This window comes from Kitasatospora sp. NPDC034035 (assembly GCF_055575755.1).
In genome coordinates, this window is sequence record NZ_JBVISA010000016.1 from 75,132 (window position 1) to 101,854 (window position 26,723).

At 73.5% G+C, this 26,723-nt stretch carries 15 protein-coding genes; 7 read left to right on the plus strand and 8 right to left on the minus strand.

Annotated features, from left to right (window positions below):
• Positions 1 to 22 precede the first annotated feature (22 nt).
• Together ACZ52J_RS23100 and ACZ52J_RS23105 are read right to left on the minus strand one after the other, a co-directional pair.
• Positions 23 to 430 carry an Imm7 family immunity protein gene (locus ACZ52J_RS23100; protein ID WP_465621294.1) on the minus strand — a complete coding sequence of 136 codons (408 nt, stop codon included), beginning with the start codon at positions 428 to 430 and terminating at the stop codon, positions 23 to 25.
• Positions 431 to 441: 11 nt separating this feature from the next.
• On the minus strand, positions 442 to 2,052 hold the full coding sequence (locus ACZ52J_RS23105; RefSeq protein ID WP_465621296.1) for a hypothetical protein: 1,611 nt from the start codon (positions 2,050 to 2,052) through the stop codon (positions 442 to 444).
• 267 nt (positions 2,053 to 2,319) lie between these two features.
• Between ACZ52J_RS23105 and ACZ52J_RS23110 the strand changes: the two genes are divergently transcribed.
• Complete coding sequence (locus ACZ52J_RS23110; RefSeq protein ID WP_465621298.1) at positions 2,320 to 2,589, plus strand: hypothetical protein; 270 nt, start codon at positions 2,320 to 2,322, stop codon at positions 2,587 to 2,589.
• Between the two features lie 66 nt (positions 2,590 to 2,655).
• On the opposite strand, the gene ACZ52J_RS23115 is transcribed toward ACZ52J_RS23110, so the two are convergent.
• The 5 genes from ACZ52J_RS23115 to ACZ52J_RS23135 all read right to left on the minus strand — a co-directional run bounded on the left by ACZ52J_RS23115 (position 2,656) and on the right by ACZ52J_RS23135 (position 7,571).
• Entirely contained in the window at positions 2,656 to 3,204 is a 549-nt protein-coding gene (locus tag ACZ52J_RS23115; protein WP_465621300.1) for a GNAT family N-acetyltransferase, read from the minus strand.
• Positions 3,204 to 3,560: a hypothetical protein gene (locus ACZ52J_RS23120; RefSeq protein ID WP_465621302.1), complete on the minus strand. Its 357-nt coding sequence runs from the start codon at positions 3,558 to 3,560 to the stop codon at positions 3,204 to 3,206. Before ACZ52J_RS23120 ends, ACZ52J_RS23115 begins: the two co-directional genes overlap by 1 nt.
• 65 nt (positions 3,561 to 3,625) lie before the next feature.
• The gene (locus ACZ52J_RS23125) at positions 3,626 to 5,440 is read right to left on the minus strand and encodes a penicillin-binding transpeptidase domain-containing protein (RefSeq protein ID WP_465621303.1); all 1,815 of its coding nucleotides are present in this window, start codon (positions 5,438 to 5,440) and stop codon (positions 3,626 to 3,628) included.
• 208 nt (positions 5,441 to 5,648) lie between these two features.
• Positions 5,649 to 6,158: a carboxymuconolactone decarboxylase family protein gene (locus ACZ52J_RS23130; RefSeq protein ID WP_465621305.1), complete on the minus strand. Its 510-nt coding sequence runs from the start codon at positions 6,156 to 6,158 to the stop codon at positions 5,649 to 5,651.
• A gap of 174 nt (positions 6,159 to 6,332) precedes the next feature.
• Positions 6,333 to 7,571 (minus strand): cytochrome P450, encoded by a 1,239-nt coding sequence (locus ACZ52J_RS23135; RefSeq protein WP_465621307.1) that lies wholly within the window; start codon positions 7,569 to 7,571, stop codon positions 6,333 to 6,335.
• A gap of 228 nt (positions 7,572 to 7,799) precedes the next feature.
• Here ACZ52J_RS23135 and ACZ52J_RS23140 point away from each other — a divergent pair, with 228 nt between their 5' ends.
• Together ACZ52J_RS23140 and ACZ52J_RS23145 are read left to right on the plus strand one after the other, a co-directional pair.
• A complete protein-coding gene (locus tag ACZ52J_RS23140) occupies positions 7,800 to 8,450 on the plus strand; it encodes a hypothetical protein (RefSeq protein ID WP_465621309.1) in 651 nt (216 codons plus the stop codon).
• A 260-nt stretch (positions 8,451 to 8,710) separates the two neighbouring features.
• Positions 8,711 to 9,367 (plus strand): hypothetical protein, encoded by a 657-nt coding sequence (locus ACZ52J_RS23145; protein WP_465621310.1) that lies wholly within the window; start codon positions 8,711 to 8,713, stop codon positions 9,365 to 9,367.
• 117 nt (positions 9,368 to 9,484) lie between these two features.
• Here ACZ52J_RS23145 and ACZ52J_RS23150 read toward each other — a convergent pair whose 3' ends face one another.
• Positions 9,485 to 12,694, minus strand: coding sequence for a M28 family peptidase (locus ACZ52J_RS23150; RefSeq protein WP_465621312.1), 3,210 nt, complete (start codon positions 12,692 to 12,694; stop codon positions 9,485 to 9,487).
• 405 nt (positions 12,695 to 13,099) lie between these two features.
• On the opposite strand from ACZ52J_RS23150, the gene ACZ52J_RS23155 reads away from it, so the two are divergent.
• The 4 genes from ACZ52J_RS23155 (at position 13,100) to ACZ52J_RS23170 (ending at position 26,693) form a co-directional block, all read left to right on the plus strand.
• A complete protein-coding gene (locus ACZ52J_RS23155; RefSeq protein WP_465621314.1) occupies positions 13,100 to 14,527 on the plus strand; it encodes a helix-turn-helix domain-containing protein in 1,428 nt (475 codons plus the stop codon).
• Between the two features lie 281 nt (positions 14,528 to 14,808).
• Positions 14,809 to 15,666 (plus strand): sterol desaturase family protein, encoded by an 858-nt coding sequence (locus ACZ52J_RS23160; RefSeq protein ID WP_465621316.1) that lies wholly within the window; start codon positions 14,809 to 14,811, stop codon positions 15,664 to 15,666.
• A gap of 67 nt (positions 15,667 to 15,733) precedes the next feature.
• Positions 15,734 to 24,976, plus strand: a complete 9,243-nt coding sequence (locus tag ACZ52J_RS23165) for a non-ribosomal peptide synthetase/type I polyketide synthase (RefSeq protein ID WP_465621318.1) — start codon at positions 15,734 to 15,736, stop codon at positions 24,974 to 24,976.
• Positions 24,963 to 26,693, plus strand: coding sequence for a phytoene desaturase family protein (locus tag ACZ52J_RS23170; protein WP_465621320.1), 1,731 nt, complete (start codon positions 24,963 to 24,965; stop codon positions 26,691 to 26,693). Before ACZ52J_RS23165 ends, ACZ52J_RS23170 begins: the two co-directional genes overlap by 14 nt.
• The last annotated feature ends 30 nt before the right edge of the window (positions 26,694 to 26,723 follow it).

A 26,723-nucleotide genomic window follows, 5' to 3' on the forward strand; every position in this document is an offset into this window, starting at 1 on the left:
CCGAACGGGGACGGGCAACCGCTCAGCCTCCGAACGGGTCCTCCAGCACCGGGACGCACGGCGACAGCAGCGGCTCGGTGTGCTCGGTGACCCGGCCGCGGACCATCCTGAGGACACGGATGTCGTTCTCGTGAGCGCGGTCCTCGTCGTCGCGCACGTGCAGCAGGCCGTACGACCCGGGCGCGCGCTCGCCGACCTCGCGGAAGAGGTCGAGGATGTCCGGGTTCCGGTGGTTCGGTTGGCCGCCGAGGTGGAGGAAGAGCACGCCGTTCATCCACCGCAGGTCGAGGAGGTACGGGTCGGCGAGTTCGTCGATCCGGCGCTGGATGCCGTCGGCGATCTCCCGCAGGCGGGCGTCGACGAGAGTGATGTCGTCGTCCTCGGCTTCGGCCGTTTCCAGGACGTTGATCCACCCGTGGTACTCGAACATGGTGCGGCAGTCTATTCGCCGCCGACCGCCGGCAGCCCGCCGCGGTCGAGCAGCGCATGGAGGCGTTCGGCGGACAGGGCCGGGTTGGCGGACGCGCCCTCGACGAGGTCCGGGTCGGCCGACTCCGACGCCTCCGGAAGCGAATCGCCCAGGATCGATGCGTCCGGGATCGATGCGTCCAGGAACGACGCGTTCAGGATCGACTCGACCAGGTCGAGGGGCAGGAGCGGGTTCGCCGCCGCGGCCCGTCGGACGCGCGGATCCGGGTCGGCCAGGTGCCGGACGGGCGGCTGCGCGAGGCCGGTGTCGGCGGCGGCCAGGGCGCGGACCTCGGCGTCCTCGTGGTCGAGGAGGTGCGTGAGCCCGGTGCGGGGGAGCCGGGACAGGGTGAGCAGGTAGGGGCGCTGCCGGGGTGTGGCGATGAAGGCGTCGAGGACGGTCGCGGGCGGGGCCAGCGGGTGGTTGTAGGCCAGGAGGTGGCGCACGTCCGGGTCGGCGTCCTCGGCCAGACGGTGCACCAGCTCCTGCGGCAGCCGCGCGCAGGTCGCGGCGACCCGCCGGAGGACCGGTTCCGGGGAGACCGCGCACGCCTCGTACCAGCTCGTCTCCGGCTCCTGGAACATCTCGCGGACCGGGCCGACCTGCTCGGCCGGCCGGCCGATGACCCGGTCGATGGCGCGTCGCTCCGGCCAGGTGCGGGGGAGCGGGTGCAGCACGGCCCGGATCCGTACGGTGTCCTCCGGATCCTGCGCCAACTCGGCGAGCAGCGCCGGGTCCGTGTCGGCCCGGGCGGCGACACGCGCGCGCACCTCCGGATCGGGTTCGCGGGCGAGGCGGGGGAGGAACTCGACGGGCGTGTAGGGGTTCTGGGCCAGCGACTGCAGGTCACGGCCCGCCGCGAGGCACCGTTGCGCCATCGCGGGGGAGACGGCGTAGTTGAAGAGGATCATGTTCCGGCCATGGCAGTCGCGGTCCGGCAGGTCCGCTTCCATCGCCTCCGGGTCCAGATTCCGGCTGCTCAGGCGCGCGGCCTCGGCCACGGCGGGCACCGGGTCGGCCAGCAGCGCGTCGCGCTGCTCGGTGGTGAGCGACAGCCACAGGCCGACGGCCTTCGCCCGCAGCTCGGGGTTCGGGTGACGAATCAGCCCGCGCCGGAAGGACTGCGGGATCTGCTCGGAGCACACCAGCTCGGTGGCGATCTCGGCGGCGGTCAGCAGCTGGTCCGGGCGGTCGTCGTCCCGCGCGGTCATCAGGGCTTCCAACACGTCGTCGGGCAGTGCCTCGAGGGCGCCGAACCGTGGACGCGGTCCGCCTGCCAGCCTTTCGCGGACCAGCGCGTCGGGATCGTCGACGAGCCGGCCGCGCTGCGCGGGCGCCACGTACCGGTTGCGGGCGAACGCGACGCGCACCGCCCGCTGGGGGTGCACGAGCACCGCCTCGACGACCTCCGCCGGAAGGGCGCGTCCCTCGCACAGGACCGTCCACGCCGAGCGCGCCGACGGGTCCAGCAGGCGCAGCAGGACTCCGGACGGCGCACCCGGGTTGGCCGCGACGCCGCGCAGCCGGGCCTCGGCGAGAGGGGAGGCTGAAGGAGCGGGGTCCGTACGGGGGGAGGAGGGCATGGGGGGCATTCTGTCAGCGATCAGCACCGACTCACACTGGAGAGTGACCCGATGACGGACCCGATGACGCACCCGAGCCGGAACCCGGACTCGGGAGAACTCCGACTGACCTCCCGCTGACGTCTCGCCGGCCTCCGGCTGACCTCCCCCTGCGGGCGGGGTGCCCGGTCTTCCGCATCGTCGGCAGCTGACACGCCGCGCGCCCTTCCCGGGGCGGGCTCGTTACCCATGTGAGGCCCCCTCGACGACGAGCACCGGAGGTTCCCCATGACGGGCGAGCACGATCACGAGCACGAGTGCGAGTGCGGACACGACCACGAGCCGTTGCCCCCGTACCGCAGCTACAGCTGGGACGCGGAGAACGGCGCTGTCCACCTGGCCTTCTACCCGGGCGAGGAGGAGGCCGACGAGGAGCGCAAGGCCCGGTTCCGCGAAATGGGCGCCCGGATGCTGGCCGAACTGATGGCGGAGCAGGAGGCGGAGCACACACCGCCGCGGCCCGCCCTGACGCTGATCCGCGGCGAGGACCCGTCCTGAACACAGCCCGCTGCCGCCCCCTCGACACCCTCGCCCGTAACCGGCCGCTTCGGGGGTGTGAGGGAGTCAGGCCGTCGGCACCAGGTAGCGGAGCTTGCCGCCGTCCGTGCCGGTGAGGCGGCCCCCGTTGGCCTCGATCACGTGCCGGGACGCGGGGTTCGCCTCGTCGCAGGTCAGCAGCGCCTCCGTGATGCCGAGTGTGGCGGCGACCGGCAGGGCGGCGGCGAGCATCGTGGTCGCGTGCCCCTTGCGCCGGGCGCCCGGCCGCACGTCGTAGCCGATGTGGCCGCCGACCCGCGCCAGGTTCGGGGTCAGCCGGTGCCGGATCGCGATCCTGCCCAGTAGCTCGTCGGCGTCGGCCCACCACAGCGTCGTCATCGGCACACCCGCGTCCCGGCGTGCGCCGGCCTCGGTGCGTTCGGCGAGCACCCGGGCGACGTAGGTGCCGAAAGCGGTGGTGTCGGTCAACGCCGACGGGTCGACATCGGTGACGAACCACGGGAGGGGGTGGCCGCGATCCGCGCGGTACTCGGCCACCGCCGCGAGGAACGACGCCCGCAACCGGACGGTGGGATCGATCAGCTCGGGCGCTCCCCGAGCCCCTGCCACGGCCATCAGCCTTCCTTCCCGGCCCCGTCGGCCGCCGACTTCCACTCCTCGAACACCCGGAGGCGCAGCCGGGAGCCGCTGAAGTCCGCGAACCAGAGGAGCCACGTGTTCCGCGCGGTCAGGGCGGTGCGGGCCGTCCGGTACCAGTCCTCGCGGTCGAGGAGCGAGAAGTGGGCGGCGAGGATCGCGTCGCGCTCTGCCTCGGTGCAGCCGGAGTACTCGGCGGATTCGGCGGCCAGGTGCAGTGCCGGCGCGGCGACGAGGCAGTAGCGCTCGACGGTCGGCGGCAGGTCGCCGGCGTGGCGGGCTTGGGCTGCCAGGACGGTGGCGGCACGGGGGTAGCGCCGCAGGGTCATTCCCATGCCCGAGCTCCTTGAGAGGGTCCGGCCCCCGCCGGCCGCGTGGCCGCGGTCGGCGGGGGCAGTCGTCAGCCCTTGCCGCCGGCCTTCAGGACCTGGGCCGCCGCCACGCCGGCCGCGCTGTTGCCGTGGCCGCCGCCTTCGACCTCGGCGGCGACGGCGAGGTCGCCGCGGTAGGCGATGAACCAGCTGTTGGTGGCCTGGCTGCCGGCTTCGACGGTGCCGGTCTTGGCGCCGATCTGGCCGGACAGGCCGGACATCGGGGCGCGGGCGGTGCCCTGGGTGGCGGTCTTGGCCATCATCGTGCGCAGGTCGCGGGCGACGTCGGCGGGCAGCTTCCCGGGCGCCGTGGCGCGCTTGGCGTCCTCCCGCAGGACGGGCTGGCGGAACGTTCCGCTCTGCACGGTGGCGGCGACCGAGGCCATCAGCAGCGAGTTGACCTGGATCTGGCCCTGGCCGATGTACTCGGCGGCGGCCTCGTCCTTGCTGCCCGGCAGCGGGATGGTGGCGTCCCGGCTCGGGATGCCGATGTGCCATTCCAGGCCGAGGCCGAACTGGTCGCGGGCGACCTTGGTGAGCGTGCCGGGCTGCAGCTTCTCCAGGCCCTTGTCGATGAAGCCGGTGTTGCAGGAGTGGGTGAAGTCGTCGGTGAGCGTGTACGAGGGGAAGTCGCCGGGCTCGTCGTTGTGCCAGGCACGCGGGGAGTAGGTGGTGTCCTTGCACGGCGCCGGGGTGTCCGGGGACACCCCGGCCTCCAGCAGTGCGGCCGAGGTGATGACCTTCATCGTGGAGCCGGGCGGCTGGCCGCCCGCGACGGCGCGGTTGAACCCGCTCGGCGAGTAGGCCATCGCGAGGATGTGGCCGGTGCTCGGCTGGACGGCCACCAGCGAGGCCGGTTTGCCGCCCGCCGACTGCTGCTTGACGGCCTCCTCGGCGACCTGCTGGAGGTCGGCGTCGAGGGTGAGCTTGACCTGCGGCGCGCTCGGCGGGGTCAGCACGAACAGCTGCTCGGGATCCTTCCCGGAACCGCCCGAGAGCACGACGGCCCGTCCGGTGACGGCGGTCGCGCCGTCACCGGGCGCGATCTGGGGCAGCACGGCGTTCAGCGACGGGAAGCCCTCGAGCGGCTTGCCGTTGCGGTCGGTCGGCTTGGACACCGGGTCGGGCAGCGGCTTCACGGCGATCGTCCGGCCCGGGCCGAGGTGGGGGTGGATCACGGTCGGCGCCCAGTGGACGACGGCCCGGCCGTCCTGGGCGCGGACGACGCTGAGCGCGCTGTCGTACTCCCAGGCGCCCGTCGCGCCCTCGAACTCGGCCTTCACCCGGAAGCCGAGCGACGGCCCGCTCGGGGCGCCGGACGACGCCGGGCCTGCGCCGGACGGCGCCGCGCCCGTTCCGGTCAGTGCGAGTGAGCGGGCCGGCACGTTCTCGTGGAACACGGTCAGCGCGGCGCGGGCGGTGTCCGGCTGGTCGGTGAGGGCGGAGGCGGCCGTCATGTCCCCGCGGCCCCAGGCTGCCAGGAAGTCCTTCGCCACCGTCTCGGCCTGCGCGGCGGTCGGCGGCTCCTGCGGGGCCTTCGCCGCGCTGTCTGACCCCTGTTGGCCGCTTCCACCCGAGGACGCGCCGCCAGTCACGGCGTTCATCACGTTGTAGGCGCCGTACCCGCCGACCGCGAGCAGCGCGGCGAACACCCCGCCCGCCGCCACCAGCACGGCCCGCCGCGCGCCCGAGCGGCGCGGGGCTTCGTCCTCGTCCTCGTCCGCGCTCTCGAACCCGACCTGGTTCTCGTCGAGTTCGTCGTACCCGTCGTACCCGCCATACCCGTGGTACGCGGCGTGCCCGTCGTGCCGGTCGTGCCCGTCGGGCTCCTGTTCCTCGCGCATGTCTTCGTCCCCCCTGTGGACTTCGTGGTGCTTCGCGGTGCTTCGTGTCGCGCGGACCCGCCCCCTCCGGCTTCCGGTCCGCGGCCCGGCCGGTTCGTGCATCCGTTCGGGCGCGGACCAGCCTAAGCGGATCGGGGTGATCGGTCGACAGCGGGACGACCCGCCGGGCGCGGGTGCCTGGCGGGTCGTCCGGTACGGCGCTGGGGTGTCAGGCCCAGGGGTCGGTGAAGGAGCGGCCCGGGACGGGCTTGGCGATGAGGGCGATGGCGGTGAAGAAGTTGACCTGGCCGATGGCGATCATCAGGATGGCGAGGGACTTCTCGTCGTAGTGCTCGGAGGCCTCGGCGTACAGCGCGTCGGAGACGCGTTCGCCGTGCGGGTTGGGCTGGAGGGCGGCCTCGGCGAGGGCGAGCGCGGCGCGCTCGGGGGCGGTGAAGTACGGCGAGTCCTGCCAGGAGGCCACCGAGGTGATCCGCTCCTCGCTCTCGCCGGCCTTGCGGAGGAAGCCGGTGTGCAGGACGGTCAGGTAGGTGTTCCCGGCGATCTGGCCGGCGCGCAGCTGGACCAGGCTGATGGTGGCGCGGGGCACCGAGCGGTTGCCGGTGGCCTTGAACAACGCGGCCGAGACCTCGGCGAGTTCGGGGATGAGCTGGACCGGGTCCTGGGTCATGCGGGGGCGCTGCGGGATCTCGGTGGTGATCGATCGGGTGGTCGACATCGTGTTCCTCTCGGGAGCGGCGGGATCATCGTGATCGGTGCCGGCAGGGTGATCAGCGTCAGCAGGGTGATCGGCGCGATCGGGGTGATCGGTGCGATCAGCGGTGCTGTCACTGTCCCGACGGATCTCGACGCGGCGTTGTGACACCGAGGCCCGCGCACATTCCCGGGGCGGTCAGCGCAGGACCGCGGGCGTCGGCCCGGCCGGTCGTACGGTGATGCTGTAGGCGGCGCCCGTCGGTTTGGCGCGGAACTCCAACTCGCCCATCGGCAGCAGGAGTTCCAGCAGGGTGGTGGTCTCCCGGAGGGCGAACTGGGTGCCCAGGCAGGCGCGGGCGCCGAGGCCGAAGGGGAGGTAGGCGCCGAGGTGGCCGGGGCGGTCCGAGCCCGGGGCGAAGCGGGTCGGGTCGAAGCGCTCGGGGTCGGGCCACAGGGCCGGGTCGCGGTGGGTGAGGTACGGGCAGACCAGCACGTCCGTTCCGGCGGCGATGTGGTGGCCGGCGATGACGTCGTCCTCGACGGCGTGCCGGGGGAGCAGCCAGGCGGAGGGGTAGAGCCGCAGCGTCTCGCTCACCAGGGCCTGCGGGTCGGCTGTCCGGGCCTCGGGGTGGCGGTCGAGGAGCAGGAAGAGCCAGGTCAGGGTGGTGGCCGTGGTCTCGTGTCCGGCGACGAGCAGCGTGACGAGCTCGTCGCGGATCAACCGGTCGGTGTACTCGGGGAATTGCCCGCCCGCGTCCAGCAGGACCCGGAGCACGCCCGGCTCCTCCGCCGGACCGGCCGACCGCGCCGCCTCGATCGCGGCGTGCGCCACGGCGTCGACCAGCGCCAGGTCCTCGGCGACCGCGTCCCGGGCGTCCGTCGCGTCGGTCGGCAGTTTCGGCATGGCGGCCACCACCCGCTCCACCGCGCGGAGTTCGCGGTCCGTGCGATCGTCCAGCGGCAGCCCGGTGAGCGCCCGCCAGACCGTGTCCAGGGCGAAGCGGCGCATCTCCTCGCCCACGTCGAAGGTCTCCCCGCTGCGCCGGTACCCCTCCCAGCGCTCGGCGGTCCGGCGCGCCGCCGCCGCGATCCGCTGCTCGTACCTGCGCATCCCGGTGCCGGTGAACTGCGATTGCAGCAAGCGCCGTTGGCGCTTCCAGGCGTCCCCGGTGGCGGACAGCACGCCGTCCCCGACGAGCATCCGGGCGCGGTGCGAGCGCTTGACGTACCGGTCCGGGTGGCGGCCCAGGACGTGCTGCACCGCCGCCGCGTCGGTGACCAGGACGGTGGGCGTCGGGCCGAGCCGGAACGCGGCGACGCCGCCGACGCCGCGTTGCACCCGGGCCAGCAACTCGACGAGTTCGGCCTCCTCGGCCCGCCACTGCTCGACGGCCTCGGGGGCCAGCTCCGGTACCGGGCGGGTGTCCGTGCTCACGGGTGGGTTCCTTCCGGGTTGCTGCGGGCCTGCCGTCCTGCCACTCCGCTGACGGCCTGCTGACGGTTCGTCGGTTCAGACTCTATGCCAGGCCGAGGGCCGACCGGGTTGCGCCGACCGGGTGGCGGGCCGGGCCGGGGCCCGCGTGGCGGACCGCCCCGCCGTATGCGAACGGGTACCGTGCGGCGGGGCCAACCGGCCCTGCTCGCTGCGCGGATGGGAGAACGCATGCCCGGGACCCGGCACATCGGAGGCGGCAGGAGCGGTCGAGCGGCCCGGTGGCTGGCGGCCGTCCTGTTCGTACCGGCCCTGGTGGCCTGCGGCGGTGGTGGCGGCGACTCCGGCTCGGCGACCCAAGCCGGACAGAACGGCCAGACCACCGCTCAGGGGCAGCCGGACGACCAGCGGACCAGGGACACCGGGAACCAGGGCGGGTTCCGGACGGCCGGCGAGCCGTCGGCGAACGTCCAGGGCACGGACAACACCGCCCGGATCACGCTGTCCTTCACGGCGAAGACCAGCTTCCAGGCGACGGTCAGCAAGGTGGCGGACTGCGGCAGTTCGCGGTACGCCACCCATCCCGACTCGCAGCCGGTCCCGGTGACCGACGGTGTGGGCAAGGACGTCACGTTCACCCTTCCGGCCTGGCAGCCGGGCACGGAGAAGCGCACGATCTGCCTCACGGTGACGGTCGACGGCGCCAGCGAGCGGATCCAGGCCATGGGCACCGTGGCGATCATCACCCCCGACAACGGCGGCACCCCCGACAACGGCGGTACCCCGGACAACGGCGGTACCCCGGACAACGGCGGTACCCCGGACAACGGCGGTACCCCGGACAACGGCGGTGCCTCCACAGGCGCCGGGAGCAACCCCTGAGCCCTGCCGAGGAGGAGGCCCCGGCCGAGCCGAAGCAGCCGGAGGTCAAGCAGCCGGAGGTCAAGCCCTGGACCGACTGGATCGCCAAGCTCGCCACCTGGGTAGCCCCGACCACCCTCCTCACCGCGCTGCTCTTCTTCTTCGGCTACGCCTACACCAGTTCGCTCTACAGCTACTTCGGCATCGACGCCGGCACGATCGGCTTCGCCACCCAGGACCTGCTGCTGCGCAGTTCCCCCGCGCTCTACGTCCCGGCCGGGGTGGCGCTGTGCGGTGCGCTGCTCGGTGCGCTGGGCTACCACCTCGCGACCAGGGCGGTCGGCGGCGAGGGGGGCAGGGACGGGAGCGGCGTCCGAGCCCTCCGGTGGGTCTGCCTGGCCGTCACCGCGCTGGTCGTCCCGCTGCTGCTGTTCGGCCTCCTGGCCGGTTTCGAGGTGATCGACGCCGGCCCCATGGGCACCCCGCTGCTGATCGGCGGCGCGCTGCTGCTCGGGGTGCTGGCCCGGCTGATGTACGTGCGCGGCACCGGCGCGGACTACCCGCTGACCGGGGAGCGCGCGGCGCTGGGCATCAGCGTGGCGATCATCGTGCTCTGCTCGTACTGGGCGGTCGACGGCTACGCCCAGCAGAAGGGGACGGCGGACGCCGAGCAGCTCGCCCAGCACCTCTACCGGCGTCCGGCGGTCGTCCTCGACACCTCGGAGCGCCTGCACCTGGGGTGGGCGGGGGTGCGGGAGACGGTGCTGCCCGACGTGGAGCAGGGGGCGCGGTTCCGGTACCGCTACGAGGGCCTGCGGCTGCTGGCCCACTCCGGCGGCCGGATGTTCCTGATCCCGCGCGACTGGACCTGGGAGACCGGCAACGGGCTGATCCTGCCCTTCGACTCCTCCGTCCGGGTCGCCTTTCATCCCGGCTGAGGGCCCGGCCCCGCCCTCCCCGCACACGGCTGCGCCGCGGTCCGTCCCCCTCGACGGACCGCGGCGCAGCGGCTTCACAGGGCGTCAGGTGACGACGGCCTCAGGGCGCCGCCCCGGTCACACCGGCTGCCACAGGGCCGGGACGATCGGCGGCTCCCAGCCGACCTGGGCGGTGTGGCCCTGGAGGCAGACGTAGGTGACCCCGTTGTAGGTCACGGTGTCGCCCGCCTTGTACGTGGTGCCGGGCGTCCAGGTGCCGCCGGGGTTGGGGTTCCCGTTGCCCACGACCAGGGAGAAGCTGGTGCTGTGGTTGGCGGTGCCGGTCCCGGTGAGGGTGATGCTGTAGGTGCCGGCCGGGGTGGCGGTGGTGGTCGCGAGGGTGACCGTCGCGGAGCCGCCGGACTGCACCGAGGACGGGCTGAAGGCGACGGTGACGCCGGCCGGGGCGCCCGAGGCGGTCAGGTTGACGGTCTGGGCCGAACCGGAGGTGGTGGCGGTGGCGACCGTCGCCGTGGCGCTGTCACCGGGCTTGACGGTGGCGGTGGCCGGGTTCACCGCGAGGGAGAAGTCGTTGGCGGGCGTGCTGCCGCCGACCGAGGTCTTCCAGATGGTGTAGGCCACGCCGTCGGCGCTGCGGTTGAGCACCGTCGCGTCGACGTTGCTCGTGGTGTCGCAGGACTGGTGGTAGCAGGAGTCGTACGAACGGCCGCCCGTTCCGCCCCACTTGGCGGCCTGTGCCGAGGTCTTGACGGCGTCGGCGCCGGCCGCGTAGCCGGAGGTGGGGACGCCGGCCTGCTGGAAGGAGTAGTCGTCCGAGCGGCCCTGGCCCTCGACGTTCTCCTCGGGCTGGAGGTTGAGCGAGTCCCAGTAGGCCTTCATCGGCGCGGAGGCCGAGGAGGAGATGTTGTTGATGAAGTAGCCGGCGTTGGGGGAGCCGACCATGTCGAAGTTGTAGTAGGCCTTGATCGCGGAGCGCTGGCTCGAGCCGAGCTGGCCGACGTAGTACTGGGAGCCCTGGAGGCCCTGCTCCTCGCCGGTCCACCAGGCGAACCGGACGTGCCGGGTCAGCGACGGGTTCTGCTGGGCGAGCACCAGGGCGTTCTCCAGCAGGGTGGCCGAGCCGGAGCCGTTGTCGTTGATGCCGGGGCCGGCGCCGACGCTGTCCAGGTGGGCGCCGAACATGGTGACCTGGTCGGCGGGGCCGCCGGGCCAGTCGGCGATCAGGTTGTCGGACCGGTAGGTGCAGGAGGTGCACGTCTGCTCGCTGACGGTGTATCCGGCGGCCTGCAGTTTGGCCTTGAGGTAGGCCACCGACTGGCTGTGCCCGGCGGTGCCCGCCCGGCGGTTGCCGCCGTTCTGGTTGGCGATGCTGTTCAGCTGCGACAGGTGGGCCTGGACCTTGGCGACGTCGATGTCGGGTACGGGCCCGCCGGGGGTGCCTCCGCCGCCGACGGTCAGGGTGTACTGGGCGGTGTGGGTGGCCGGGCCGGCGGTGCCGGTGACGGTGATCACGTACGTCCCGGCCGGGGCGCCCGAGGAGGCCGACAGGGTCAGCGTGGCGGACGAACCGGTCTGCACGGACGAGGGGCTGACCGTCGCGGTGACCCCGGCGGGGGCGCCGGAGACGCTCAGGTTGACGGACTGCGCGGTGCCCGAGGTGAGGGCGGTGCCGACCGTCGCCGTGGTCGTGGAGCCGGGCTGGACCGAGCCGGACGCCGGGCCGAGCGACAGCGAGAAGTCGTTGGTGCCGGACGGCGTGCAGGTCGGGTCACCGCTCTGCGCGGGCACGCTGACCGCGTCCCAGGCGGCTTTGGCCCGGTTGAAGAAGGTACAGGACGGGTCCAGGTTCTTCGCCGCCGTCAGGGTGGCGGTGCGGTAGCGCTTGTAGGTCATGCCGCTGGTCTTGAGCAGCATGCCGCCGTAGAAGACCCGGCCGGCGTCCTTGATCCCGACGCCGGTGACCGTCGAGTTGTTGCAGGTCGGGCTGGTGGGCTTGCCGCCGCCCGGGTTGGAGCCCTCGGCCAGCAGGTAGAACCAGTGGTTCAGCGGACCGGCCGCCGCGTGCTCCTCGGTGTTCGGGATGGAGGAGGAGTAGCAGTTCGGGTCGTTGTTGACCTGCGAGGGGTTGGACATGTTGCGGATCGGCCCGCTGCCGACCAGGTTGATCATCTCGCCGACGGTGTAGTCCGGGCTGTCGTACGGCGCGGGCTCGTTGGCGTAGGCCTCGGTGAGGGCACCCATGATGTCGCCGGTGGCCTCGCCCAGGCCGGACTCGTTGTTGGCGCCGCCCGGGGTGTACTGGTCGATGCCGTGGCCGAACTCGTGGCCGACCACGTCGATGGAGGCGATCCACTCGTTGGCCTGGCTGTGGCCGATGGATATCGAGCTGCCGTCCCAGTAGGCGTTGACGTCGTTGAGGCCGACCTTCACCGGCCAGCTGCCGCCGTTGCCGTTGTGCCCGTTGCGACCCAGCCAGTCGCGGAGCATGTCCCATTCCTTCTGGGCCGCGAACATCGCGTCGCCGCAGCCGGTCTCCTTGGTGGACGGGCTGCCGTTGCCCCAGGAGTCGCCGGACTTGGAGAACACCTGGCCGGTGCTGTAGTCGGAGCAGGTCAGGCCGGGCCGGTTGGGGTCGCGCAGCGAGTACGAGCCGCCCGAGCCGGTGGTGCTGATGGTGACCGGGGCCGGGCCGTTCCACTTGCTGGTGACGGTGCCGGCGTGGACCTCGTCGTAGTGGTCGATGGCCTCGCCGGTCGCGGCGTCCACGAAGACGTGCAGCCGGCTCGGGGCGTTCCCCCGGTGGCCGCTCAGCACGGTCTCCCAGGCGAGCCGGCCGCCGCTGCCGTCCTTGACCCGGACGACCAGCCGGTTCGACGCCACGGCGTCCACGGCGGGCAGCTGGGTGCGGGCGGTCCTCTCCGCCTGGTCCGCGCCGATCCGCGGGGTGACGGAGCCGCCGACCGGGCCGGTGACGGCGGACTGCAGGCCGCGGACCTTGCCCTGCCCGTCGGCGAGCACCACCGCGTCGCCGCCGACCACCGGCAGGCCGCGGTAGCTGCGCTCGTACGCGACGGAGTAGAGGCCGCCGACCCAGGGGGTGACGGCCTTGCGTTCGTAGGTCTCGCCGGGGCCCTTGGCCAGGGCGTCCAGGCCGGCCGCGGCAGCGGCGTCGGCGGCGTTGACGGCGGCGGCCAGGGCGCTCGGCGGTGCCGGGGAGGGGGTGGGTGCGGCGGTGGCCGGCCCCGCGGTGGCGGCGATCAGGCCGGCCAGTACGGTCAGGGTGGTCGCCGTGGTGAGCAACCGGCCGGTGGAAACTCTGCGTTGCATCGAGGCTCCTCGCATGTGGGGGTCCTCGACCGCGGACGGCATGGGCTGGTGGTGCACCGCAGGCCGCGTCCGGGGGACGGCCGTGCGGGCCGTCCGCGCTCGGGTGCCCGAACCCTCACATGGCGTCATGCTCGGGTCAATGGATGGTGCGGGCGATGCATAGGGTTGGCAAATTCCGTCAAGCCCGCCGCTCGGCTTTGCGTCAAGCTGCGGTCTTCTTCGAGTGGTTGAGACCACGTCATGTACGGCGCGGGTGGCCATCGAGTACCGTCCTGGTCATCGGAGTCGCCGGAGTCGCCGGTGTCATCCGAGCCGTCGGAGCCGGCGGAGTCGTCGGAACCACTGGAATCGTCGGCGGGCCCCGCGATCGGCCGGGGACGGCGCCACGCCCCCGGGGAGGCAGCCGTGGAGCGGAACCGAGTGGCCCCTTCGGCGGGGATTCCGGCACCGCCGACCGGCCAGGGCCGAGGCGCCTGGCGGGAGTTCGGAGCCCGGCTGCGGCACTGGCGGCGCCGGGCCGGCCTCACCCAGGCGCAGCTCGGCGTCGGGATCGGCTACGACCACACCGCGGTCAGCAAGATCGAGCACGGGGCCCGCCGGGTCACCCCCAGGGTCGCCGACCGGATCGACGAACTCCTCGGCGCGGGCGGTGAGGTGAGCGCCGCCTGCCTGCGCGCCGAGACCTCCGAACTCTGCGCCCTCGACTCCTTCTCACCCGCCCTGCTGCGGCCCCCGCTGCCGGGCGTCGCCCTGGTCGGCCCGGCCCCCGCCGCGCCCGCCCCGGCGCGGCTGCCCGACTACGGCCTGCTCTGCCCGCTGCACGACGCAGAGGGCTGTGACGTCCCCGCGCCCGCCGAACTGGCCGCACTGCACGCCGAGTTCTGCGCCCCCGCGGCGCTCGCCGATCCGGCCGCCGCCCCGCCGCTGGACGCGGCCACCGCGCACGCCCTGACCGGACTGCTCGCCGCCCACCTGCGCTCCGGCGAGACCGGTGACCGGCCGGGCCTGGCCGGCGCCGTCGAACGCACCCTGCACGCCGTGCTCGCCCGACTCGCCGGCGCTCCCGCCGCGCAGCGCCGTCCGCTCGCCAGACTGGCCGCCGAGCACGCCCACGCGGCCGGCGCGCTGCGCATGCAGGACGGCCGCAACGCCACCGCGATGGCCTGCTACGACCGCGCGCTCATCTGGGCCGGGCTCGCCGGGGACCAGGCCACCCAGGTCGGCACGCTCAGCGACCTGAGCATCCTGGGCCGGCTGGACGGCGACCCGGAAGCCGCCCTCGGCTACGCCCGCGAGATCGACCGGGTCGCCCCCGGCCGGCCCTGGGCCGGCGCGATGGGCCGGATCAGCCGGGCCCGCGCGCACGCCCTGACCGGCGACGTCCCGGCGACCGTACGGCAGATCGGCCTGGCCCGGGCACAGCTGGACCACATCGGGGCCGAGGACGAGGTCGACGTGCCCTGGCTCTCCATCGCCTCGATGCGGATGCGGGTCGAGTCCGCCGCGGCCGCCGCGCTGCGCGACCTCGCGGCGGCGGGGGACGACCCCCGGCTGGCCCGCCGGGCGCTGAGCGCCACCGAGACCGCGCTGGGCCTGCTCGGCCCGACCCAACTCCCGGCCAGCCGACTGCTGTTCGTCGTCCGGGCGGCGGACTGCCTGGTCTGCGCGCACGATCCGCGCGCGGCCGTCGAACTCCTCGGCCCCGCCCTGGAGGCCACTGCGGCGGCCGCCCTCCCCGCGCTGGTCGCGCACGAGTTGCGCGGCCTGCGCGACCGCCTGGCGGCGTACGAACCGCGCGCCGCCAGGCGGCTGGCGGAGCTGGTACGGGCCTGAGGGCGGCGGGTGGCCGGCGCGGGCGGGCGTCACCGGCGGCTGTCACGGGCAGGGCGCTCGACGGCGCTCACCCGGCGGTGTGACGGTGCCGCACCCCGACAACTCCCGTTTCTGCCGCGCAATGCGCCCCCTTCACGCCGTCCGAGCGTCAACTTCGTGCGCGTATGGTCCGCCGATCGGGTCATTCATGGCGTTAACACGTCGAATGACTGCCCCGGCCATCGGGTCCCGCTAGAGTCTCTGACGTTTCCAGTCGTTAGTCCGCGAAGAACGGGGGGCGCGTGCTGCACGCCATTGCCCGCCGGCTCGCCCATCCGCTCCTGCTCCTGGGTGTGCTGTGCGTCGCCGTCGCGACCCTGCACTTCCACTGGGCGCCCGACCGGGTCTCCCCGCTCGTCCTGGTGGCCGTCATCGGATACCTGGCGGTGCTGGAGCGGCTGATCCCGTACCGGACCGACTGGCACCCGAACCGGCGTGAACTCGGCTGGTACAGCGTCTATTTCGTGCTGAGCATGATCGGCGGCGCACTGGCCCAGGGGTTCGTGACGGCGCTGGTCGAACTGCTCGGTCCGGCGCACCCGGCGCTGCCCTTCGCGGCGGAGATTCCACTCGCGCTGCTGGTCGGCTCGCTCGGCGACTACCTCGTGCACCGCTGGTCCCACCGCAACCGGTGGCTCTGGCGGCTGCACGGCGTGCACCACGTCCCGGAGAAGGTGAACGTCGCGAACAACGGCGTGAATCATTTCCTGGACGTCTTCGTCGCACAGTCCGTGGTCCAGATTTCGTTGGCGCTGATCGGATTCTCGGCGGATTCAGTGTTCGTGGTCGGAATATTCGTTCTGGCTCAGGGGTATTTCGTCCACGCGAACATCGACGTCCACCTCGGGTCGCTCGGCCACGTCCTGGCCGGCCCGGAACTCCACCGCCTGCACCACAGCACCGACCTCGCCGAAGCCGGCCACTACTCTTCCGACCTCTCGCTGTGGGACCACGTGTTCGGGAGCTTCACCTGGCGGCCCGGCCGAGTGCCCACCGCCGTCGGCCTCACCGACCCGACCGCGTTCCCCACGACCGGCGAGCTCGGCGCCAGCCTGTTGCACCCCTGGCGCCGGGCGAAGACCACCGAGCAGTCCGTCTGACTCCGGTCCGCGCAGCCGCCCCCTAGCCCGTGTCCCCGGCGTCACGCCATCACCCTCGGATTGGATCATGACTTCCTCGCCCTTCGCCGTGCCCCGCGAGTCCATCGCGATCACCGGTATCGGCTGCCGCCTGCCGGGACACGCCAACGACCACCGGACCTACTGGCGCAACCTGATCGAGGGTCGGGACTGTCTCACCGACACGCCCGCCGACCGGTACGACACCGGCACCCTGGGCAGCCGGGACCGGGCGAAGCCGGGGCGGCTGATCGGCGGCCGGGGCGGCTACATCGACGGCTTCGACACCTTCGACCCGGACTTCTTCGGGATCAGCCCGCGCGAGGCCGAGCACATGGACCCGCAGCAGCGCAAGCTCCTGGAGGTCAGCTGGGAGGCCCTGGAGGACGGCGGCCTGCGCCCCGGCGAGCTGGCCGGCCGGGACGTGGGCGTCTACATGGGCGCCTTCACCCTCGACTGGAAGATCCTGCAGTTCGCCGACCTCGACTTCGCCACCATCGCCGCGCACACCGCCACCGGCACCATGATGACGATGGTCTCCAACCGGATCTCGCACTGCTTCGACTTCCGCGGCCCCAGCGTCTCGATCGACACCGCCTGCAGCTCCTCGCTGGTCGCGGTCCACCTGGCCTGCCAGAGCCTGCTCCGCGGCGAAACCGAACTCGCCCTGGCCGGCGGCGCGTTGCTGCACATGGCGCCGCAGTACACGATCGCCGAGACCAAGGGCGGCTTCCTCTCCGCGGACGGCCGATCGCGCGCCTTCGACGCCTCCGCCGACGGCTACGTCCGGGCCGAGGGCGTCGGCGTGGTCGTGCTCAAGCGCCTCTCCGACGCGCAGCGCGACGGGGACCCGGTGCACGCCGTGATCCTCGGCAGCGGCGTCAACCAGGACGGCCGCACCAACGGCATCACCGTCCCCAGCGCCGACGCCCAGGTCACCCTGATCGAGCGGGTCTGCGCCGAGGCCGGGGTGCTGCCCGGCAGCCTGCAGTACGTCGAGGCGCACGGCACCTCCACCCCGGTCGGCGACCCGATCGAAGCCGCCGCGCTCGGCCGGGTGCTCGGCATCGGCCGCCGCTCCGGCGACCACTGCTACGTCGGCTCGGTCAAGACCAACATCGGGCACACCGAGGCCGCCGCCGGCGTCGCCGGGCTGATCAAGACCGCCCTCGCCCTCAAGCACCGCCGCATCCCGCCGCACCTCAACCTGGAGCGGCCCAACCCCGGCATCGACCTGGCCGCGCTGCCCTTCGAGATCCCGACCGAGCCGGTCGACTGGCCCGAGCGCCGCGGCCCGGCCCGCGCGGGCGTCAACTCCTTCGGCTTCGGCGGCACCAACGCGCACGTCCTGCTGGAGGAGCCGCCCCGCCCCGGGCCCGCCGCGGCGGTCGCGGAGCCCGTCTTCACGGTCCTGCCGCTGAGCACCAAGGACACCGCCGGACTGCCCGAACTCGCCGCCGCCGTACGGCAGGAGCTCGCCACCGGGGCCTCGCTCACCGACCTCGGCCACACCCTGGCGCACCGCCGCCAGCACCTGCCCGAGCGGCTCGCGGTCACGTACTCGTCGCGGCAGGACCTGGACGAGGCGCTGGCCGCCTGCGAGCGCGGCGAGGAGCACCCGCGGGTGGTCCAGGGCCGGGCCCGGGAGCGCAGACAGCGCCGTCTGGCCTGGGTGTTCACCGGCATGGGCCCGCAGTGGTGGGGGATGGGCCGGGGCCTGTACGAGAGCGAGCCGGTGTACCGGGAGGCCGTGCGGGCCGTCGACCGGGAGATCCGCGAGCAGGCCGGCTGGTCACTGCTGACGGAACTGGACCGGGACGAGACGGACTCCCGGATGGCCGAGACCTGGGTGGCCCAGCCCGCCAACTTCGCCGTCCAGGTGGGACTTTCGGCGCTCTGGCGGAGCCACGGCCTGCGCCCCGACGCGGTGGTGGGCCACAGCACCGGCGAGGTCGCCGCGTTTCACGAGGCCGGGGTGTACGACCTCGCCGACGCCGTCCGGGTGGTGCTGGCCCGCAGCCGGCTCCAGCAGCGGCTGGCCGGCACCGGCAGCATGCTCGCGGTCGGTCTGCCGGAGGCGGAGGCGGAGCGCCGGATCCGGCCGTACCGCACCCGGATCTCGCTCGGGGCGGTCAACAGCCCGTCCGCGGTGACCCTGGCCGGGGACACCGAAGCCCTCGGCGAGCTGGCCGAGGAACTGAAGCAGCAGGGCGTCTTCGCCCGCCTGCTGGACGTCGAAGTCCCCTACCACAGCGTGCGGATGGACCCGATCCGGGACGAGCTGATCGCCGCGCTCGCCGCGATCAAGCCACAGGAGGCGCGGCTGCCGCTCTACCTGACCGCGCGGGAAGGACTCGCCCGGGGGCCGGAGCTGGACGGCGGGTACTGGTGGGAGAACGTCCGCAACCCGGTGCGGTTCCGGGCCGCCGTCGAGCGGATGGCCGAGGACGGGCACGGACTGTTCCTGGAACTCGGCCCGCACCCCGTCCTCGGGCATGCGATCCGCGAGTGCGCCGAGCGGACGCACACCCTGCCGTCGATCCGCCGCCGCCAGGACGAGCCCGAGCGCTTCGCCCGCAGCCTGGCCGAACTGCACACCCTCGGCGTCGAATTGAGCTGGGACGCGCTGCACCCGGCCGGCCGCCCGGTGCCGCTGCCCGCCTACCCCTGGCGGCGCGACCGGTACTGGATCGAGCCCAAGCCGGTCGAGCAGGTCCGGCTCGGCCGGGTCGACCACCCGCTCCTGGGCCGCCGCACCGCGAGCGCCCAGCCCGGCTGGACCACCGCGCTCGACCCCGAGCGGCTGCCGTACCTGACCGACCACCGGATCGAGGGCCAGGTGGTGTTCCCGGCCGCCGGGTACCTGGAGATGGCCGCGCAGGCCGTCCGCGCCCTGACCGGCCGCACCGAGGTGGTGCTGGCCGAGGTCGAGCTCAACCGGGCGCTCTTCCTCTCCGAGACCGAACCCGTCCCCGTCCAGCTCGGCTACGCGCCCGAGGACGCCCGCTTCACCGTCGCCGCCACCCCGGCCGGCGGCGAGCCGACCGTGCACGCCTGCGGCCGGGTCCGCACCGGCCAGCGGCGCTCGTACGGGCCCGCGCTGGACGTCTCGGCCCCGGACGCCCACGGGCAGCACCTCGACGGGCCGGACTGCTACCGGCTGCTGGCCGAGCGCGGCTACGACTACGGGCCCGCCTTCCGCGCCATCGAGGAGGTGTGGGCGGGCCCCGGCGAGGCGCTGGCCCGGATCCGGCCGACCGCCGGACTCGGCCCCGGCGCGGCCGACCACCACCTGCACCCGGTGCTGCTGGACGCCTGCTTCCAGACCCTGCTCACCACCACGCTGCACACGCCCGAGGGCGGCAGCGTCCGGCTGCCGGTCGCCATCGAGGAGGTCCGGCTCGACGAGATCGGCGACCGGCCGCTCTGGGCGCAGGCCACCGTCACCCGGGACAGCGGCGAGGAACTCGTCGGCGACATCGCCCTGCACGCCGAGGACGGCACCCCGCTCGGCCGGATCACCGGGTTCCGGGTCGCCGACGTCGCCCAGGCCCCGGCCTCGGTCGGCCTGGCCACCATCGACGGCTGGCTCACCGAGGTCGCCTGGGTGGAGGCGCCCGCGCCGACCGCCGAGGAGACCCCCGGCGACCTGCTGCTCTTCGCCGACGAAGGCGGCCTCGCCGAGCGGCTGGCCGCGCTCGCCGCCGAGCGCGGCGCCCGCTGCCACCTCGTCCGGCCCGCCGAGCAGTACCACCACGGCGACGGACACTCGACCGTCCGGCCCGACTCCGCCGAGGACGTCCGGCGGCTGCTCGCCTCCCTGGAACCCGGCTACGACACCGTCGTCCACCTCTGGAACCTCGACCTGCCCGCCCTCGACGCCACCACGGCCGACCGGCTCGACGGGCTCGCCACCCTCGGCGCCTACTCCGTGATCGCCCTCGCCCAGGCCCTGCCCGCCGCCCTCCCGGACGGGCGGCTGCACATCGTCACCCGGGGCACCCAGCCCGCCGCCCCCGGCGACCGGGTCGAACCGCTCGGCGCCCCCGCCTGGGGCATCGGACGCGTGCTGTGGCAGCAGGAACTCGTCACTCAGCGCGGCAGCCTGATCGACCTCGACCCGGCCGTCACCGCGACCGACCAGGCCGGGGCACTGCTCGCCGAACTCGCCGCCCGGGACGAGCAGGAGATCGCGCTGCGGGCCGGCCGCCGCCTGACCAGCCGACTGCGGCAGGCCGAGGGCCTCACCCGGCCGCTGCCGCCGGTCCTGCGCCCCGACGGCAGCTACCTCGTCACCGGCGCCTTCGGCGCCCTCGGCCGACTGCTCTGCCGCACCCTGGTCAAGCGCGGCGCCCGGCGGCTGATCCTGGTCGGCCGCACCGCCCTGCCCGAGCGCTCCCAGTGGGCTTCCACCGACCCGGGCAGCCCCGCCGGGGAGCGGATCGCCTTCCTGCGCGAACTCCAGGCGCTCGGCGCCGAACCGCTGCTCGCCCCGGTCGACGTCACCGACGAAACCGCGCTCGCCGCCTGGCTCGCCGACTACCGGGAGCACCAACGCCCGCCGATCCGGGGCGTGTTCCACCTCGCCGGCCAGGTCAGGGACACCCTGCTGGCACAGATGGACCGCATGGCCTTCGACGCCGGATACGCCCCCAAGGTGGCCGGCGGCCACCTGCTGCACCGGCTGCTGCGCGACGAACCGCTCGACCACTTCGTGCTGTTCGCCTCCGTCGCCTCGCTGCTCACCACCGCCGGCCAGACCAACTACGCGGCCGGCAACGCCTTCCTGGACGCCCTCGCCCACCACCGCCGGGCCGACGGCCTGCCCGCGCTCAGCCTGGACTGGGGCCCCTGGGCCACCGGCATGATCGAGGAACTGGGCCTGGTCGCCCACTACCGCGACGCCCGCGGCATGAGCTCGCTGCCCCCGGACGCCGGAACGGCCGTCCTGGAACGCGTCCTCGGCCAGGACCGCGCCCAGCTGCTGGTCGCCACCGTGGTCGACTGGCCGACCTTCCTCGCCTGGTACCCCGCGCCGCCGCCGCTGGTCGCCGACCTGGCGGCGAGCGCCGCCGAGCAGGCCCCGGCCGAGACCGGCGGCTTCCTGGACGCCTACCGGGCGGCCGACCCGCAGACCCGGCTCGAACTGGTCACCGAACGGCTCACCGCCGCCGCCGCGGCCGTGCTGCGGATCGGCTCCGAGCGGATCGGCACCGACACCAGGCTCGGCGCGCACGGCCTCGACTCGCTGCTCGCGATGGAGCTGCGCGCCCGGGTGCACGGCGAACTGGGCGTCGCCCTGCCGGTGGTGGCCCTGCTCAGCAACGGCTCCGTCGGCGACCTGGTCGACCTGCTCACCACGGGCCTGGCCGAGCGGCTCGACACCGACGGCGGCCCGGACCGGGCCGAGATCGAACTCCACACCGACGAGTCCCGCTACCCGCTCACCCACAACCAGCAGGCGCTCTGGTTCCTGCGCCAGCTGCACCCGGACGGCTTCGCGTACAACATCGGCGGCGCCGTCGAGGTGCGCGCGGTGCTCGACCCGGAGCTGGTGTTCGCCGCGTTCCGCCACCTGGTCGCCCGCCACCCCGCACTGCGCGCCAACGTCACGGCCGAGGAGGGCCGGCCCCTCCAGCGCATCCGTGAGGAGGCCGCGGCCGACACCGGGCTGTTCGACGTCGAGGGCCGCCCGTGGGAGGAGATCCACGAGCTGATCGTCCGCGAGTACCGGCGGCCGTACGACCTCGACGCGGACCCGCTGGTACGGCTGCGGCTGTTCCGGCGCGGGCCGGACCGCTGGGTGCTGATGAAGGCCGTCCACCACATCGTCTCGGACGCGATCTCCACCTTCACCTTCATCGAGGAGCTGTTCGAGGTCTACGAGGCGCTGCGCCAGGGGCGCACCCCCGAACTGCCCCCGGTCGCCGCCCGCTACCTGGACTTCCTCAACCAGCAGAACCGCTTCCTGGCCGGGCCCGGGGCGCAGCGGATGCTCGACTACTGGCGCGGGCACCTGCCCGCCGAGATGCCGGTGCTGGCGCTGCCCACCGACAAGCCCCGGCCGGCCGTGCAGACCCACAACGGCGCCTCCGAGTTCTTCCGGCTGGACACCGAACTCACCGACCGGGTCCACGAGTTGGCCCGTGCGCACAACGTCACCCCGTTCATGGTGCTGCTCGGCGCCTACTACCTGCTGCTGCACCGCTGGTCCGGGCAGCCGGACATCGTGGTCGGCAGCCCGGTCACCGGCCGCACCCAGGAGGAGTTCGCCTCCGTCTACGGCTACTTCGTCAACCCGCTGCCGCTGCACGTGAGCCTGGCCGGGGAACCGACCGTGGCCGAGCTGCTGGCCCGGGTGCGGGAGAGCGTGCTCGGCGGACTGGACAACCAGGAGTACCCCTTCCCGCTGCTGGTCGAGCAGTTGGGGCTGCAGCACGACCCGAGCCGCTCCGCGGTGTTCCAGGCGATGTTCATCCTGCTCACCCACAAGGTCGCCGTGGAACGCTTCGGCTACCGCCTGGAGTACATCGAACTCCCGGAGGAAGAAGGGCAGTTCGACCTGACGCTGTCCGCCTACGAGGACCGCGCGGACGGCTGCTTCCACTGCGTCTTCAAGTACAACTCCGACCTCTTCGAGCCCGCCACCGTCCGGCGGCTCGCGGCGCACTACCGCAACCTGTTGGACGCCATGACCCGCGCCGCCGACGGCGAGCCGGTCGGCCGGCTGCGGATGCTGGACGCGGCCGAACGCCGGGAGATCCTCACCGGGTTCAGCGGCGCCGAACGCCGGATCGACCACGACACCCCGGTGCCGGAGCTGATCGCCAAGGCCGCCGCCGAGCACCCGGAGGCCGTCGCCGTGGTCGCGCCCGGCCGCGACGGGGTCCGGCGCCTCACCTACGGCGAACTCGACCGGCGCTCCCAGCGCACGGCCGTACGGCTGCGCGAACTGGGCGTCGGGGAGGGCTCGGTGGTGGCTGTCTGCCTGGACAAGTCACCCGAGCTGATCACCACCCTGCTGGGCATCTGGCGGGCCGGCGCCGCCTACCTCCCGCTCGACCCCGGGCACCCGGCGGACCGGCTGGCCTACCAGGTGGCCGACGCCGGGGCCGCCCTGGTCGTGGTCGACGAGCGGCGCCCGCCCGCCGCCGACCTGCCCGCCGAGCCGGTCACCCTGGAGGACCTGGACCGGCCCGCCGACGCCGCCGGGCCGCTGCCCGCCGCCGACCCGGACCGGGCCGCCTACGTGATCCACACCTCGGGCTCCACCGGCCGCCCGAAGGCGGTCCGGGTCGACCACCGCAACCTGGCCGCCGTCACCGCCGGCTGGCGCGCGGAGTACCGGCTGGACACCGAGGCCCGGGTCCACCTGCAGATGGCCGGGACCGCCTTCGACGTCTTCTCCGGCGACCTCGCCCGGGCGCTCGGCAGCGGCGGCACCCTCGTTCTGGTCGACCGCGAGCTGCTCTTCGACACCGCGCGGCTGCACCGGGTGATGCGCGAAGAAGCCGTGGACTGCGGCGAGTTCGTGCCCGCCGTGGCCCGCGCCCTGCTGACCCACTGCGAACGCGACGGCCTGCGGCTGGACTTCCTCAAACTGGTCATCGTCGGCTCCGACTCCTGGAAGGCCGCCGAGCACCGCCGGCTGCGCGCCCTGTGCGGCGAACGGACCCGGCTGGTCAACTCCTACGGCCTGACCGAGGCCACCGTCGACAGCACCTACTACGAGGGCGCGGCCGAGGAACTCGAACCCGGCCGGATGGTGCCGATCGGCCGGCCCTTCCCGAACAGCGCGCTGTACATCCTCGACCCGTACGGCGAGCCCGTCCCGGCCGGCGTGCCCGGCGAGCTGTGGATCGGCGGCGCGGGTGTCGCGGCCGGCTACCCCAACGACCCGGAGCAGAGCGCCCACCGCTTCGCCACCCTGGAGCTCGACGGCACGCCCGTACGGCTCTACCGCACCGGCGACCTCGGGCACTGGGACACCACCGGCACCGCGCACCTGCTCGGCCGGATCGACAACCAGGTCAAGGTCCGCGGCCACCGGATCGAGCCGGGCGAGATCGAGGCCCACCTCACCGCCCGCCCCGAACTCGCCCAGGCCTGCGTCGCGGTCCGCCAGGACGCCTCGGGCGAAGCCGTCCTGGCCGCCTACGTGGTCCCCGCCGAAGGCACCGTGCTGGACCGCCGTGAACTGCGCCGCCACCTGGCCGAGCACCTGCCCACCGTGATGATCCCCTCCTACCTCACCGAACTGCCCGCCCTGCCCCTCACCCCGAACGGCAAGGTCGACCTCGCCGCCCTTCCGGAGCCGAAGGCCGACACCGGCGGAGCCCAGCACGAACCCCCCGTCACCCTCTACGAGACCAGGGTCGCCGAGCACTGGCGCAACCTGCTCGGCCTGGACGAAGTCGGCCTGCAGCACGACTTCTTCGAACTCGGCGGCAGCTCGATCCGGCTCATCGAGCTGATCCACCACCTGCAGACCGAGTTCAACATCGGGATCCCGGTCGGCCTGCTGTTCAAGGTCACCACCCTGCACGGCATGGCCCGCACCGTCGAGCAGATCATCACCGGCGAGGTGTCCGGCGGCCAGCCCTACCTCTGGTTCAACGCCACGGCGACCGAAGGCCGTACGGTCTTCTGCCTCCCGCCGGCCGGCGGCCACGGACTGGTCTACCGGCAGCTCGCCGCGCACCTGCCCGAGCACCGGATCGCCGCCTTCAACTACCTGACCGGCGACGACAAGACCGCCCGGTACGCCGACCTGGTCGAGGAACTGCACCCGGCCGGACCGTACGTCCTGCTCGGCTACTCCCTCGGCGGCAACCTCGCCTTCGAGGTTGCCAAGGAGCTGGAACGCCGGGGCCGCACGGTGGGTTCGGTGCTGCTGGTCGACGCCTACCGGGTCCTGGACGCCTTCGACCTCGGCGAGGAACACGTGGCCGTCTTCGAGCGCGAACTCCACGAGCACCTGCACCGCCACACCGGCTCGCGGATCGTCGCCCGGGAAACCCTCGAACAGGCCCGGGACTACCTGGAGTTCTCCAGCCGCACCCCCAACACGGGCACCGTACGCGCCCAACTCGACGTGGTCTGCGAACGCGAGCGGCTGAGCGTGCACGTCGGCGGCGAGGAAGGCTCCTGGCACGGCGCCTCCACCACCGGCACCGCCGTGTACGCCGGCCACGGCAGCCACGCCGAGATGCTCGACGGCGAGTACGCCGCCCGCAACGCCGAACTGGCGGGCGCCATCCTGGCCGGAGGCACCGCCGATGGCCGCGGCTGACCGCGGACCGGACTGGTCCACGAGGGAGCGGGCCCCCGGCGGCCCGCCCCGGGTCATCGTGATCGGGGCCGGCCTGGCCGGCCTCGCCACCGGCTGCTACGCGCAGATGAGCGGCCTGGAGACCCGGATCTTCGAGAAACACGTGCTACCCGGCGGTTGCTGCACCGCCTGGTCCCGGCACGGCTACCTGTTCGACTACTGCATCGACTGGCTGATCGGCACCGCCGAAGGCACCGGAGCGCACCAGGTCTGGCAGGAACTCGGCGCCCTGGACGGCAAATCGGTGACCCGCTTCGACATCTTCAACCGGGTCGTCGACGAACACGGCCGCGCCGTCACCTTCTACGGCGACCCGGACCGGCTGGAACAGCACCTGCTCGCCCTCGCCCCCGACGACGCCAAGCCGATCCGGGCCTTCTGCCGGGACCTGCGCCGCTTCGTCGCCGTCGACCTGCCCTGGGACCTCACCCCGCCGCCGCTGCGCACCACGGCGGAGCGGCTGCGCACCCTGCGCGCCGTCCTGCCCGCCTTCCGGCTGTTCTGGCGCACCGCGACCACCCCGATGAGCGGCTTCGCCGAGCGCTTCCAGGACCCGCTGCTGCGCCGGGCCTTCCCCACCATGTTCCTCCAGGAGCCCGCGGGCTTCCCGCTGTTGCCGTACCTGTACACACTGGCCGCCGCGCACAACGGCAACGCCGGTTTCCCGCAGGGCGGTTCGCTGGGGCTGGCCCGCTCGGTGGAGGAGCGGTACACCTCGCTCGGCGGGGTGATCGGCTACCGCTGCCGGGTGGAGCGGATCCTGATCGAGGACGGACGCGCCATCGGCATCGAACTCCGGGACGGATCACGGCACTTCGCCGACCACGTGGTCGCCGCCTGCGACGGTCCGACGGTACTCGACCGCTTGCTGGAGGGCCGCTACTCCAGCCCCGTCACCGACCGGCTGTACGGCGAACTGATCGACAAGCCGGGCAACCTGTACCCGGCCGTGGTCTCCGCCTTCGTCGGCATCGACGGCCCGCTGCCGGAGGGCGAACCGCACAGCACCACCTATCTGTTGACGCCCGAGGACAGCGCCCGGCTGCCCGGCTCGCTGCAGCACAGCCTGGTGGTGCAACTGCGCTCGGCCTACGCGGAGGGCTTCGCGCCGCCCGGCAAGTCGGTGCTGCACTGCACCTACTTCAGCGACTACCGCTCCTGGAAGGACCTGCGGGTCCGGGACCGCCGGGCGTACCGGGCGCGCAAGCAGGAGGTCGCCGCGTTCGTCCGCGTCTTCCTGGACCGGACCTACCCCGGGCTCGGCCCGCGGATCGAACTCGTCGACGTTGCCTCGCCGGTGACCGCCGAGCGGTTCACCGGCAACACCTACGGCAGCATCCTGGCCTGGCAGGCCTTCTCCGAGGCCGAGGACGTCGCCAACCGGCTGGTCAACCGGGACCGGATGCGGCTGCCCGGCCTCAGCGGCTTCTCCATGGCCGGGCAGTGGACCGCCCTGGGCGGGCTGATCCGGGCCGCCACCAGCGGACGGTACGCCGCGCAGTACCTCTGCCGGGAACTCGGCCGGCCGTTCCGGGCCTGGCCCAGCGACAACCGGGAACCCTGGCACGCGGGCAAGTGGGGCCACCTGCCGCAACTCGACCGGGCCACCGTGGGCGTACCGGCCGTGGGAGTGCCGGACGTGGGCGTCGCGGACGTGGAAGTGGGAGTGGCGGAGTGAGCGGGACGACCACCGGCGGGACGGCCACCG